The following is a 13,063-nucleotide window of genomic DNA, read 5'->3' as shown; positions in this document are numbered from 1 at the left end:
GCCACCGCCGCTTGTTTCTGGCACCTCAACAGGTGCGGGGACTTTCTTTTTCACCGGGGTAGCCTGCGGTGCGGGGGCTCTGCGCGCGGTTTTCTTGGCTGCGGCCTTTTGGGTCTGGGGCGCGGTTGCGGTGGCAGTCGCCGCCGGGGGTGTTTCCTGCTTGGGCGGTTCCAGACATCCCGCAAGCGGCAGCGTGCAGAGCGACAGGGCGAGGACCTTGAACTTCATGAGGTATTCCTTTTCTGAATAAAAATATCCCGCGCGATGCGGCTTTCGAAAAATTCGGGTGGCGGAAATAATCGCCGAGATGCGTGTTAAATTTGATGTGGATTAGAACATATTCTGGCGATTTTGTCTAATTTTCCAACTACTCCGTTAGTCCATAGGCCCGGCGCAAACCGCGTTGCGTGCCGGGGCCAAAATCTCCGTCAATGGTCCCCTGATAGAAATCATGTTGGGTCAACCGCGTTTGCAGGGCGCGACGGGTCGCGAGTTTGAGTTGTTCGGGATTATCGGTCAGCACCTTCAGGACCGACCGGCTGCCTGCGCGCAGGGCCTGATAGATGTATTCCGCCGCATCCTCGGGTGTCTTGTCGGGGATCAGCCCGTCGTCGATAAGCGCAGCGAAATTGTACATCGCCTGCGGATGGCGTTGGTCTGCCGCGCGTTCGAAATAGATCAGGGCCGTCTTTGGATCGGCGGGCAGGCCGAGCATGCCCTGATAATGGAAAAATCCCAGATCGTTCAGCGCGTCGGGGTAATCCTGCCGGGCCGACTGACGGTACAGTTCCAGCGCGCGGGCGGTGTCCTGCGGCACACCCTTGCCCGCTTCGTATTGGACGGCCAGTTCGTATTGGGCTTCGGGCGAGCCTGCCTTGGCGGCGCGTTCGATATAATCGGCCGCAGCGGATGGATCAAAGCGTGCATCTTGCGGATTGAGCCGCATGTAGGCCAGGTTCATCAGCGAGCGGGTGTCGCCAGCCTCCGCCAGTTTGATGAACTGGGCCTCGTCCTCGGGGCGCAGGGCGGACCATGCCAGTTTTGGATCGTCCGCGTTTACCTGTGGGGGCAGATCGCCCGCGCCGGCCAGGAAAAACGGTATGCCCGACAGCGACCCGTAGGTGTGCGGTTCCTGTCTGTTGGCGGTGCGGCTCAGCACGTCATCGCGCACCTGCCGGAACATCAGCGATATTTCGAGCCCTTCCTGTTTCATCTTGTCCATCAGGGCCAGCGCAAATGGGCTGTTGTTGCCGTTGCCGTCCAGGGCCACATTGCCGTCCTTGGCCGCGAAGGCGACCAGCGTGCCCCGGTCCGGTGCCGGTGGGGCCAATCCGCCCGCACCGCGCGTGGCCACCTCGGAGGCCGTCGATTGCACCGGTTTGGACAGATCGATGAAATCGCCGAATGGATTGTCGCGGCATGAATCAAGGATCACGATCCGCATCTTGCGGGCACGGTCCACTGCGGCCAGCAGATCGTCGAGTGACAGGGCTTCCTTTTGGATGTCCGCGTTCGAGGTTACCCGCGCGTCTGCCGGGATCAGAAAGTTTTCGCCCTGCACTTCGACCCCATGTCCGGCAAAATAGATCAGGGCGAGGTCGGCGGTTTCGGATTCGAAGGCAAAGGTGTCGAGGGCTGCGCGCATGTCGCTGCCGCTGGCATTGATCAGGGTGGTGACCTGAAATCCGATGTCGCCCAACACGGCAGAAAGGGCTGTGGCATCGTTCGCCGTGTTCTTGAGCGGCGGTATCGACTGGTAGTCGGACACGCCGATCACCAGCGCCACCCTGTCGGCGGCGGCCAAGGGCCATGGCAGAACAAGCAGAAAGCAGATCAGAAGCCAGCGCATCGCGTACCTCGGTTCAATGAAATGCAAAAAGGAATCAACTTCAATGGTCAGATGATAGCCCCGATTTCCCTGCTGAAAAAGCCGTACACTTTTGTGTTGATGCGACAGGGCGTTCAGAATGGCGGTGGTATTCTCTCCCATTTCATGTTGTCATCGGGCATCTTGACCATGTTTATTTCGACACAGGCGCGGGATTACGCTGCCGCTATTTTCGACGATAAAATGTACGAAGCAGGTCAGGATGCGCGACATCGGCGCGCGCAGTCAGATTATGACCAATTCAGTGCGGAGCCGACACCGCGCCGCAGATATTGGAGGTAACGGAAATGTATCTCTCTTTGACACGTTTTGCTCTGCTTGTCGTCGTGGCCTGTAGCATCGCGACGGCATCTTCCGCACAAGACGACGCAAATGGATATGGCCCAGACCCGGACAATCCCGGCAACGTAACGTCGAATTCCCTGTTCCCTGCCGGCAGCCCGGAGGCGTTGCCGCCCAAGACCGCGACCGGGCTTTCGGCTGCCGTCACCAATGCGGTCGTGACAGAACTGAAAGCCGCGACCGCGTTTTGCGGCAGGATCAAGAAGCGGGAATATGTGATCGACTGTCTGGCGTATGAACACGCCAGGATCGCCGCCGCCTTGCCGAACACAGGCGAATACGCCGCGGTCAAGAAGGCGGTGACCCAGTCTGCGACCGGGTTGGAACGCGTGGTGCGGCAGAACCGCAGCCGGACCTTGCCCGCAGGTCCAATCGTCCAGGGCGGCTCCAAACCACGCCGCACCGCACGGGCCCTGCGCCCTGTCGCCACCGAAGCGCTGCCAAAGGCGGCCGCCCAGGCGACCCAGATCATTCAGGAATCGCAGACGGTGCTGATCCGGTCGACAGAGAATTCACAAGAGCGCCGCCGTCAGTTCCAGCGCATTGTTTCGGCGATGGACACCGGGACGATCCTGTTGCGGTCGATCTGATCCAAGGCCGACCCAACCTACGGACGCGCGTCGATGATCCGTGACGCGATGCCCAGAATCTCGTCTTCGCGGCCCTTCAGGGTTTCCACCAGCGCCCCGGCGACCGAAGAGACACTTTCGTCACGGGGACGCCGCATATCGAACAGCGAAGTTCGGGACAGGATCGCAATGACCTCGCTCTTGCCGTAGTCCTCCTCAGTCACCTGAATAGCCAGCCGCGTCGGATCTTCGGCAAGCGCCGCGATGGGCCAGAGGATCCGCACCCGGCGCAGGCCGTTTTCGATCACGCCCAGATCGTCGATCATATGGGCGGGGCTGTTGATGTTGGGGAGCACGTGGAACACCTTTCCGGTGTTGTCCACAACCATGACCCACAGGGATGCGCCTGTCAGGGTGGCTGGCATCTGGATGTCCACGACGGGATTCTCGCCGGTCGTGAATACGCCGGTCAGCGCCGGTTCGCCGGTATTGCCCTTGCCCAGCCAGATCGACACGGTATCGGCGACCAGCGGTGGCAAGGCGGCGCGGATGGCACAGAGATCTTTGTTCAGCGTGCGGGTCTCGACCCTCAGATTGCGGTCGCCGAGGTGCGGTTCGATACCGGCGCGAATGGCCTCGGCGTCGGCATCGGCGGTGACATCGCCGATAATCGTGACGGTATCGAACAGGGCATAGTCGCTCTGCGGGCCGTCCAGTTGCTTGAGCGGGCCGCAGCTTGCCAGCTCGGTGAGATAGGGTTCGAGTGTGGCAGCGGGCAGGACCCTTGGCCCAGCGACAAGGTCTGTCCGAACGTCCAGCCCCTCTTGGGTGCCATAGGTTGTCAACCTTGTGTGCACGGCGTCGCGCGCTGCACGCGACGTCGCCAGCCCGGAGATGTTTGCCGACAGATCCGAAAGGGTCACGGTCCAGTTTTCAAGATCCGAAGCAAGCGTCATCAGATCAGCCGCATTGTCGGGCCAGTCGGGGGTGGGCATGCCGGTGGCCAGCGTGATTTCGCCGGGATTGGCAAGTGTCCCGGCCGCGTTGGTGTACGCATTGCGCAATCCGGCAGCGGTTTCGGAATCCGGCGCGTTGGAGATCAGCGATTGTTCACCACCCCGATCGAATGTCGCCGTCATTTCATACGGGGCGGCCACCGGAAGGGCGGGGGCAAACAGATCGTCCAGCAGCCCGGTGAACCACGCGGCACCCACACCGGCCGCGCAAAATGCGACAAAACCCAGCGCCAGCGGCGCGCGGCTGCGCTTGCGCGCCTTGCCGCCCGGTCCTTCGGTCTGTGTCCCGGTGTCGGGGCGCAATTGACCGTCCAGCCAGGCGACCGCTTCGGCGGCATCCTTTGGACGGTCTTCGGGGCGCTGTTGGCTCAGCCATTCGATCAGCGGGCGCAACGGGTCGGGCACCCCGTCGGTGTCCAATGCGGCGGCCTTGCGGCGCATGATTTCGCCGGGCGTGGTGCCCAGATCAGGCACGTCGCGCCGCCATGCCGCCAGCAAGGTCGCGCCCAATGCGTAAAGGTCGGCCTGATACCCCGCCTGTCCGTCCAGTTGTTCAGGTGCGGCATATTCGTATTTTCCGGCAAATTGGTTGCCGACGATGGTGCGCGCACCCACGGCGGTGTCCTTGGCGATGCCAAAGTCGATGATGGTCGCGCGTTCGGGTTTGCCGCCGCGCAGGATGATATTATCGGGGCTCAGATCGCGGTGGACGATGCCGTGCGCATGGGTGGCGACAAGTCCTTCAAGCACACGGTGACCCACAATCAGCAACTCGCGCGGGGTCAGCTTGCGATCCTGCATCATATCGTTCAGCGACGGACCTTCGACGTAATCCATCACCAGAAACACATGGCCCGCATCAGAGCGTGACACCTCGGTATAGCGGACCACCGCGTCGTGCTGGATCGCGCGCATCTGGTCTTCGCGGCGCATCAGGTCGATGTATTCGGCATTGTCCGAGAACTGTGCGTTCAGCGCCTTGATCGCGCAGTCGCGTTCGTTGATCTGGTTGCGGGCGAGATAGACTTCGCCGGTGCCACCGCGGCCCAACACGCCGGCAATTTCATAGGTGTTGTTCAACACCTGTCCGGTCTTGAAGATATCCGTCGGCAGCGGCGTTTTCATCAAATGCTCCAGTTGGCAGGGCATCGCCCGCCAAAGTTGTCGATTCAAAATCAAATTCGGTCTAGTATAGGAGACTATAAAACGACTTTGATTATTTCATCAGTACCCCGTTACGACAACATTTTTTGGAGGATATTGATATGTCCGCACGCGGATCGCAGGAAACGATCAAGCGCAAGGAGCTTGTGGGCAAGCTGAATCCGGCATGTCTGAAGGCATTTTCAGAGGCCGCGCAGGCAGCGAAACGGCGTGGCAACCCCTATGTGGAGCTGATCCATTTCGTCACAGCCCTTGCCGACGCAGAAGGGACGGATTTTGCGCTGTTGCTGGAATCGGCTGGTATCGACCGGCACAAATTCGACGGTGACGTGCTGCGCGCGACGGATGCGTTGCGCCACGGTGCCGGGTCGGTCGAGGAGTTTTCCGACCACATTTTTCGCGCCATTCAGGAGGCATGGAGTTTCGGATCGCTGGAATTCGGGGATGATACCGTGCGGTCGGCCTATGTGCTTCTGGGCGCGCTTCAGGTGCCAGTGCTGGAGGGGCTGTTGTTCAAGATCAGCCTGGAGTTCGACAAGATTGACCCTTCGGCGATGGCGGCACAGCTCGACGACCTGCTGGTCGATTCCATCGAGGCACCTGCGAAACCGGTCGAGGACGGGGCCAGGCCCGCGCGCAAGGTGCCTGGCGGCAAGTCGGCGCTGGATCAGTTCGCGACCAACCTGACCGCGCGCGCGCGCGACGGAAAGATGGATCCGGTCGTGGGCCGCGATGCGGAAATCCGCCAGATCGTCGATATCCTGCTGCGGCGCAAACAGAACAACCCGATCCTGACGGGCGAGGCGGGAGTGGGCAAGACCGCAGTCGTCGAAGGTTTCGCGCAGCGGCTGGCGCGGGGTGATGTGCCGCCGCAACTGCGCAACGTCGATTTGCAGATGCTCGATATCGGGTTGATGCAGGCGGGTGCGTCGGTGAAGGGCGAGTTCGAGAAACGCCTGAAATCGGTGATCGAGGAGGTCCAGTCCAGCGACACGCCGATCATCCTGTTCATTGATGAAGCGCATACGCTGATTGGTGCGGGCGGTGCCGCCGGAACAGGGGATGCCGCGAACCTGTTGAAACCGCCGCTGGCACGCGGAGAGTTGCGCACCATCGCGGCGACCACATGGGCCGAATACAAGCAGCATATCGAGCCCGACCCGGCCCTGACCCGCCGTTTTCAGGTCGTCAAGATCGAGGAACCGGACGAGGAGAAGGCGGTGCTGATGTGCCGCGGCATCGCCGGGGTGCTGGAGAAACATCACCGCGTCGAACTGCTGGACGAGGCAATCGAGGCGGCAGTGAAGATGTCGCACCGCTATATCCCCAGTCGCCAGCTGCCGGACAAGGCGATCAGCTTGCTGGACACGGCCTGCGCCCGTGTGGCGGTCAGCCAGCACGCGACCCCGGCAGAGGTCGAGGACATTCAGCGGCGGCAGTCCGCCCTTGAGATCGAACAGGGCATCATCGACCGTGAAGAAGCGATCGGGATAGATGTGACGGAGCGCAGGGCAGAGGTAGAGACGCGGCTGGCACAGGCCGCGACGGCGCTGGAGGCGGCAAATGCCCGCTGGGAGGCAGAAAAGGAAATGGTCGCGGAAATCCTCGATCTGCGGGCACAGTTGCGCGATGCGGGTGCGGCACTTGATGACACGGGCGAGATCGGTGATGCGGTGCCCGAAGAAAGTGCGACGGACGCCGATGTGGGCGAGGATCCTGAAGCACCGGCAGAGGCGGCCGTGCCCTTCGACCGTGACGGCGCGTTGTCTACCCTGCGGGAACGGATGCTGGCGCTGACCACGGCGCAGGGGGAGACACCGCTGATCCTGCCTGCCGTGGACAAGCAGGCCGTTGCCTCGGTCGTGCAGGACTGGACCGGCATCCCGATGGGCCGGATGATGTCGAGCCAGACCGAACGCGCGCTGGCACTGGCGGCGTCGCTGGCGGAACGTGTCGTTGGCCAGGATCACGCGATGGAGATGATCGCGAACCGCATTCAAACCTCCACGGCGGGGTTGAAACCCCCTGAAAAGCCGGTTGGCGTCTTCATGCTGTGCGGGCCGTCCGGTGTGGGCAAGACGGAAACCGCGCTGGCGCTGGCCGACCTGATGTATGGCGGCGAGGACAATGTGATTTCGATCAATATGAGCGAGTATCAGGAAGCGCATACGGTCAGCACCCTGAAAGGGGCTCCGCCGGGATACGTGGGATATGGCAAGGGCGGCGTGCTGACCGAGGCGGTGCGGCGCAGGCCCTATTCGGTGGTGCTGCTGGACGAGGTCGAAAAGGCGCACCCGGATGTGCACGAGATTTTCTTTCAGGTGTTCGACAAGGGCATGATGGATGACAGCGAAGGGCGGCGCATTGATTTCAAGAACACGCTGATCCTGCTGACCTCAAACGTCGGATCGGAAGAGATCATGGCGATGACCGAGGATGGCAAGACCAAGGCCGATGCGGAAGAGTTGAACAACGCCCTGCGCGCGCCCTTGCTGGGGGTCTTTCCTGCGGCCCTGTTGGGGCGGGTGGTCACGATCCCCTATTATCCGCTTTCCGATACGATGATCGAGGTGATCGCGGGCCACAAGCTGCGGTCGGTCGCCAAGCGGTTGCTGGAGGGGTACGGTGCGGAACTGGTGATCGGTGATGGGGCGATGGATGTGATCAAGGCCCGCGCGACCGAAATCGAATCCGGTGGGCGGATGATTGACGCTATTCTGACAAATACGCTGATGCCCGAACTCAGCCGCCGCATCCTGACCTACAGTCTCGATGGGGCCACCCTGCGCAAAGTCACGGTGACGGGTGGCGCAGATGGTTTTGACTACGCGTTCGAATAAGTGGGGAGCGCGGCATGATTGTCTATAACCGCCTCGGGCTGCGCCACCAGCACACGGTTGCGATGGACGCTGCCGGGCGCGAGTTTTTCGTGATGGTCGTCAAGGGCAGTTGGGCCTTTCCCGACCGCGATGGCGGCCAGATGACCCTGCTTCCCCAGGCCGATCAGACGCCGCTTGTCTATGCCGATGAGCCTACCGGCGAGCCGGGTTTTTCCGCAACGCAGTGGGAAACCGATTTTGCCTTTCGCAAACCGGCCTGCGATGTGGTGCTGCAAGGGGCGGCCTATGGCCCCGAAGGCCGCAAGGTGCCGCGCGTGCAGGTTGGTCTGCGGGTGGGCGGATGGCACAAGACGCTGATGGTCGTCGGCCATCGCGAATGGCGCGTCGTCGGTCCCGCGATCATGGCGACTGATCCGTTTCCGTTTACACGGCAAGCCTTTGGCTATGACACGGCATTCGGCGGCACTGACTGGCTGAATCCCGATGCCGCAAATCCGCACGCCTACATGATGAACCCTGTTGGGCGCGGGTACGCCCATCCACGCAACCGCGATCGGCTGACCGGCGCGGCGCTGCCGAACACCGAAGAAGTGGGTGTCGAGGTTACATCGCCTTTCGAAGACTATCGCCCGATGGCGCTGGGACCGATCTGGCGCGGGCGTGCGGATCGGCTGAAATATGGCGGCACCTACGACCAGAAATGGCAGGATGAAGTGTTTCCGTTTTTGCCAGCCGATTTCGACGAACGCTATTACCAGCAGGTCGGGAAGGATCAGCAGATCGCGCCGCCCGCGTCCGGCACCGAGGTGACGCTGCTCAACCTGACGCCAAAGGGGCGCGAACAATTCCGCCTGCCGCAGACCGAACTGCCGATGCAGATATTTCGCGGCTGGGAAAAGGCCTGGGAGGGTGTCCTGCGCCCCGATACGCTGCTTTTTGACACCGAAGCGCGGCAGATGTCGATGGTATGGCGCGTCGATGTGCCGATGCGGCGCCTGATCACCGAATTCACCGAAACCTGGATCGGGACACCGCCGCGCGGGCTGGTGCGCGCGAAATCCAAAGGCAAGGCTTACCGGTCCTTTGGCACGCGCTTTGGTCGTTCCGGCGACAGCGAGGCCGCTGCATGAGCACAGGGGTAAACATCCTCTCGGCAGGCATGGTAACGGCCGTCGGGTTGGACCGGGCTTCTGCCTGTGCCGCCATGCGCGCAGGTCTGGATGGATTTTGCGAAACACAGTTCATCGCGCCGGGTGGGGCATGGCTGTTGGGCGCGCCCGTGCCCTTGCCGCGCAACTGGATCGGGGAAAAACGGCTGGCGCATCTGGCGGCGGGTGCGATTGTGGATGCGCTGAAGGGGCAGGGCGGGGCACAGGCGGATTTGTCCGTGATCCTGTGTCTTGCCGAAACCACCCGCGCCGGTCAGGTGGTACGCAACGTGGATGGCTTTGCCGCCCGTGTGCTGGAATTTTCGGGGCTGTCCCCACGGACCAGGATGCAGGTGGTGTCGCATGGCCGCCCGTCCGGTTTTGTCGCCCTTGAACGCGCCCGGCGCATGTTTGCCAGGGACGAGGCACAGCATGTACTGATCATCGGTGTCGACAGTTTGTTAAGCGGGCCTGCGGTTGCGCATTTCCTGCGGGAAAATCGCCTTTTGACCGCTGACAATGCCAATGGTTTCATCCCCGGAGAAGCCGCCGCCGCGATCCTGTGCGCGCCGGGCAAACCTACGCATTTTGCCCTGACAGGTCTGGGTCTGACACGGGAAGAGGCCTATATCTATAATCGCAAGGATCAGGACGGGCTCGACCTGCCGCTGCGCGCCGATGGCATGACGCAGGCCTATCGCGACGCGCTTGAGATGAGCGGACTTCAGGACTTTGGCCGCATAGATTTCCGCATCACCGATCTGGCAGGCGAGGCGTTCTTTTTCAAGCAAAGCGCGCTGGCGATGCAGCGCACCATGCGCCTGCACCGCGACCCCCAACCGATCTGGACCCCCGGCGATAGCCTTGGCAACATCGGCGCGGCGTTTGTGCCGCTGATGGTAGGCTGGGGCCTAGAAAGTTTTGAAAAGGAATACGCCAGCGGTCATCGCATCATGGTCGAAGCCTCGGGCGACGACGGCGCTTGCGGTTCCGCGATCTTTCAGACGGTAGATCGAAAGAGAGCCGCCGCATGACCGTTTTTGCAAACAAGCTCGAAGTGTCCTGCAAGGCACAGGCCAACAAGGTTATCGCGGCTTTTCCCGATGTCTGCATGACGCCCCCGGAAAATCCGGCGACGCCGCCCGGCGTGCCGATCCCCTATCCGAACTTTGGCTTTGATACGGACACAGACAAGGGCACAGGCACGGTCAAGATCGGCGGCAAGACCGTTAATCTCAAGAACAGTTCCTATTTCACCAAAACCAGCGGAGACGAGGCGGGCTGCGCCGCCAAGAAGGGTGTGATCAGCTCCAAGAACACCGGCAAAGCCTATTCCCAGGCGTTTTCGATGAATGTCAAAGCCGAGGGCAAGAACGTGACCCGGTTCTCGGACATCCAGACCGACAATCACGGATCGCCGCCGAATGTGCCCCCCTTTCCAAAAATCGGGAACCCCAATCCCCCCGGAGACGGAGACCCCTGCAAGAGTGACTATGACAAGGCGGAGGAGGCCTGTGGCGACCAAGCAGGCATTGACGAAGCATGCAGAAAAGCAGCCTTGGACCTGTCAATCGGCGAACGCGGCGAAATTATGGGAACCAGAGATGGTTACAATACGACGATCCCGGTCATGGGGTCGAGTTTTCGCGATAACGCTGACCTGATGGAAATGGCTGATACAGCGCAGATGGATCCATGTCTGGCCGCGCTGGCGTGCCGATTGCCACCCAAGGGCAGCAGTAACCAATGCCCCTGTCCGGGGCAAACCGGTCACCACATGGTGCCCGCATCCGGTTTCTATAATAATGGACGGGGTGAAGGCACCATCGGACCCAATGACTTCCCGATTGATATCTGCCCGGCACCTGTTCCAGCGCCTGCCGGCCATGTTCAACCTCCGCCCTACAGTGCCACTGACGCGCCATGTGTGTGCGCCGAAGGATGTTCCAACACGACTGGATCGCACGGCATGATGCACACGGAGATGAGCGCTTTCGTGTCTGATAACGCGTCACCCGTTGACCTGCCTGTTCTCAAAAAGACCGAACCGTTCATCGTCGTGGAAATGCAGAGCAAGCAAAGCCTGACCTATGAAGAGATGCGTGATGAATCGATGCGCTCACACAAGGTGGTCTTTCCATGCTCGGATTGCAGTGATGCCTGTCTGAAGGCGCAATTGGACTCTTATCACTGCGATGAATTGGGCATGGCACCTGACCAGCCGCTGAGGGCCGACCGATGTGGCAAAGGACCGGCAGAGGAAGGCCCCGCGCGGGTCTATGCGTCATTGCGATCTGACTGGCTCGCATCAGCCTAGATACATTTTTGGAGATGACAAATGAGGCCAATCCTTGAATCAACGTCTTTGACGCGGGCCGCCGTGCGCAACGACGATGAGGCCTTCTTTGGACTTGTCGTCGATGAATTTGCACTTGATTTCGAGAACCCGCATGCCGCGATCTATGAATTGACCCCAACGCAGGCGACAGAATTGGGTTACTTTGATTTTGAGGTCTCTGCTCTGACCTATGCCAACGCTGGAAAGACGCGCATCGCAGTTGGGCAGTATGCCGAAGCAGTGATTTTCGAAGATGGTGCCACAACGCTTGAAACCATTGATCCGGATGAAAGACCCGTGCGGGGCGTTACAGCGGCGGGACCGGATATCGTCGCCTGCGGTGCCAACTTGCGTGTTTACCGGCGTTTGGGTCCGGACAACTGGATTGAATTCGGACCGGGCGACGGCATGCGCGAGGAATTTCCCAAGAACCATCTCGAAGCGATAGCCGGATATTCCGGGACCGAGATTTACGCGGCAGGCCGTGATGGCGTGATCTGGTGGTATGATGGTTCCGTCTGGACGCCGGTGCAATGCGCGACAAATCTGGCTTTCATCAGCATCATCTGTGCCGATGATGGTTTTGTATATGTGGGCGGCATCAGCGGGATCATGGCGAAGGGCCGTCGCGACGAATTTGTCCTCTTCACGCCGCCAAGCCCGATCAGAGATATCTGGGGACTTCAGGATTTCCGGGGTAATATCTATTGCGCCATGACCCGCGCTTTGCTGACCTGGACCCCCGAAGACGGATTCGTGCCAGTGCCCGAAGCGATGATGCTGGCCAAGACGTTTTACAACCTCGGCAAAGGAGAGAACGTGCTTTGGAGCCTTGGCGAGAAGGATGTGCTGCGCTTCGATGGCGAAGCCTGGACAAGGATCAACCAGATCGCGGTTGTGTGATGATGCCTAAATTGCTGACGGCAACATTGACGCCAGATATTCCCGCACCGCATCCAGATCCAGCGTTTCAACGGTTATCTTTGCCGCTGCCGGTTGCAGCATGCGCAGAACGAACAATTCGCCCGCTTCGGGAAATTCGTCATAGCGGTCCTGCGCGATGCGCTGGCCGTGCTTGCCCGCCACGCGCAACCCGTCCAGATGCGCATCGAGGCGGTCCATCAACCGCGCCAGCCGTTCCTCATCCATATCGGGGTTTTCGTCCGGGTGCAGCAGGTGCCAGTCATAGACACACCACAGATGTGCCGCCTCTTCGGCGTGCTGGCGCAGGATGTCCTTGAGGACGGGGACCGTCATCAGTTCAGGTTGACGGACCCGCCGCGGATCCTGTTGCTGGCCGAGGCATGGCTGACAAGATGGGTGCCACGAATGGTGATGTGGCCGTCCTTTTCCATGATGATCGCGGCCTTGCCGACCCGCAGCTCTATCCGTTCCTGAGCCTGGATGCGGACGGTCTGTCCGTCATGGATCACCCTTGGCGCGGTTTCTTCGGGGCTGCGGACGGGTTCGATGATGCGCCCGACAATCAGCGGGCGGTCGCGCGCGCCATCCTCGAACAACAGCGCGACTTCCGACCCCGCGTCATCTGCACCCAACTGCGTCAGACTGCGTGCCGGGGTGGCATGGTCCGCCGGATTGCCAGCATAGACAACCAGCGGCTTTCCGTCCTCGAAGCCCAGCAACAGGCCGATCACGACACCGTCGACTTGTTCCTTGAGTTCCATGGGGTTCTCCGGTGTTGAGTGACGTCGATCCGCGACAGAGGGCAGAATTGGCCAGCGGCGACTAATGCTAAAG

Annotated in this window: 12 protein-coding genes; 7 read left to right on the top strand and 5 right to left on the bottom strand. The window is 61.0% G+C overall.

What is annotated here, in order from left to right; genetic code table 11:
* The coding region (locus A8B82_RS09185) for a hypothetical protein (RefSeq protein WP_443069333.1) at positions 1–228 on the bottom strand (228 nt) is incomplete at its 3' end.
* Positions 229–367: 139 nt separating this feature from the next.
* Positions 368–1,849 carry a caspase family protein gene (locus A8B82_RS09180; protein ID WP_067291089.1) on the bottom strand — a complete coding sequence of 494 codons (1,482 nt, stop codon included), beginning with the start codon at positions 1,847–1,849 and terminating at the stop codon, positions 368–370.
* 21 nt (positions 1,850–1,870) lie between these two features.
* On the opposite strand from A8B82_RS09180, the gene A8B82_RS09175 reads away from it, so the two are divergent.
* Positions 1,871–2,170 carry a hypothetical protein gene (locus A8B82_RS09175; protein ID WP_067291087.1) on the top strand — a complete coding sequence of 100 codons (300 nt, stop codon included), beginning with the start codon at positions 1,871–1,873 and terminating at the stop codon, positions 2,168–2,170.
* Between the two features lie 17 nt (positions 2,171–2,187).
* Positions 2,188–2,820, top strand: coding sequence for a hypothetical protein (locus A8B82_RS09170; RefSeq protein WP_138069720.1), 633 nt, complete (start codon positions 2,188–2,190; stop codon positions 2,818–2,820).
* Between the two features lie 17 nt (positions 2,821–2,837).
* On the opposite strand, the gene A8B82_RS09165 is transcribed toward A8B82_RS09170, so the two are convergent.
* Positions 2,838–4,940 carry a serine/threonine-protein kinase gene (locus tag A8B82_RS09165; protein WP_067291082.1) on the bottom strand — a complete coding sequence of 701 codons (2,103 nt, stop codon included), beginning with the start codon at positions 4,938–4,940 and terminating at the stop codon, positions 2,838–2,840.
* 140 nt (positions 4,941–5,080) lie between these two features.
* On the opposite strand from A8B82_RS09165, the gene tssH reads away from it, so the two are divergent.
* The 5 genes from tssH to A8B82_RS09140 are packed head-to-tail and all read left to right on the top strand — an operon-like array spanning position 5,081 to position 12,208.
* Positions 5,081–7,819, top strand: coding sequence for a type VI secretion system ATPase TssH (gene tssH / locus A8B82_RS09160; RefSeq protein WP_067291079.1), 2,739 nt, complete (start codon positions 5,081–5,083; stop codon positions 7,817–7,819).
* 14 nt (positions 7,820–7,833) lie between these two features.
* Positions 7,834–8,949, top strand: a complete 1,116-nt coding sequence (locus A8B82_RS09155; RefSeq protein WP_067291077.1) for a DUF2169 family type VI secretion system accessory protein — start codon at positions 7,834–7,836, stop codon at positions 8,947–8,949.
* Positions 8,946–10,001 carry a 3-oxoacyl-ACP synthase gene (locus A8B82_RS09150; RefSeq protein WP_067291074.1) on the top strand — a complete coding sequence of 352 codons (1,056 nt, stop codon included), beginning with the start codon at positions 8,946–8,948 and terminating at the stop codon, positions 9,999–10,001. Before A8B82_RS09155 ends, A8B82_RS09150 begins: the two co-directional genes overlap by 4 nt.
* Positions 9,998–11,284: a PAAR-like domain-containing protein gene (locus A8B82_RS23520; RefSeq protein WP_082899210.1), complete on the top strand. Its 1,287-nt coding sequence runs from the start codon at positions 9,998–10,000 to the stop codon at positions 11,282–11,284. Before A8B82_RS09150 ends, A8B82_RS23520 begins: the two co-directional genes overlap by 4 nt.
* A gap of 21 nt (positions 11,285–11,305) precedes the next feature.
* Complete coding sequence (locus A8B82_RS09140) at positions 11,306–12,208, top strand: hypothetical protein (protein WP_161489438.1); 903 nt, start codon at positions 11,306–11,308, stop codon at positions 12,206–12,208.
* Positions 12,209–12,214: 6 nt separating this feature from the next.
* On the opposite strand, the gene A8B82_RS09135 is transcribed toward A8B82_RS09140, so the two are convergent.
* The gene (locus A8B82_RS09135; protein ID WP_067291069.1) at positions 12,215–12,562 is read right to left on the bottom strand and encodes a hypothetical protein; all 348 of its coding nucleotides are present in this window, start codon (positions 12,560–12,562) and stop codon (positions 12,215–12,217) included.
* Positions 12,562–12,990: a DUF6484 domain-containing protein gene (locus A8B82_RS09130; protein WP_067291066.1), complete on the bottom strand. Its 429-nt coding sequence runs from the start codon at positions 12,988–12,990 to the stop codon at positions 12,562–12,564. Before A8B82_RS09130 ends, A8B82_RS09135 begins: the two co-directional genes overlap by 1 nt.
* Positions 12,991–13,063: the final 73 nt, after the last annotated feature.

Origin of the sequence: Sulfitobacter sp. EhC04 (assembly GCF_001650875.1) — a bacterium.
GTDB lineage: Bacteria > Pseudomonadota > Alphaproteobacteria > Rhodobacterales > Rhodobacteraceae > Sulfitobacter.
This window is presented reverse-complemented; position numbering and strand designations above follow the sequence as displayed.

Coding starts and splice junctions, on each gene's coding strand:
- A8B82_RS09155 (WP_067291077.1), top strand. CDS start 7,834: ATGATTGTCTATAACCGCCTCGGGCTGCGCCACCAGCACACGGTTGCG.
- A8B82_RS09165 (WP_067291082.1), bottom strand. CDS start 4,940: ATGAAAACGCCGCTGCCGACGGATATCTTCAAGACCGGACAGGTGTTG.
- A8B82_RS09135 (WP_067291069.1), bottom strand. CDS start 12,562: ATGACGGTCCCCGTCCTCAAGGACATCCTGCGCCAGCACGCCGAAGAG.
- A8B82_RS09150 (WP_067291074.1), top strand. CDS start 8,946: ATGAGCACAGGGGTAAACATCCTCTCGGCAGGCATGGTAACGGCCGTC.
- A8B82_RS09140 (WP_161489438.1), top strand. CDS start 11,306: ATGAGGCCAATCCTTGAATCAACGTCTTTGACGCGGGCCGCCGTGCGC.
- A8B82_RS23520 (WP_082899210.1), top strand. CDS start 9,998: ATGACCGTTTTTGCAAACAAGCTCGAAGTGTCCTGCAAGGCACAGGCC.
- A8B82_RS09180 (WP_067291089.1), bottom strand. CDS start 1,849: ATGCGCTGGCTTCTGATCTGCTTTCTGCTTGTTCTGCCATGGCCCTTG.
- A8B82_RS09175 (WP_067291087.1), top strand. CDS start 1,871: ATGCAAAAAGGAATCAACTTCAATGGTCAGATGATAGCCCCGATTTCC.
- tssH (WP_067291079.1), top strand. CDS start 5,081: ATGTCCGCACGCGGATCGCAGGAAACGATCAAGCGCAAGGAGCTTGTG.
- A8B82_RS09130 (WP_067291066.1), bottom strand. CDS start 12,990: ATGGAACTCAAGGAACAAGTCGACGGTGTCGTGATCGGCCTGTTGCTG.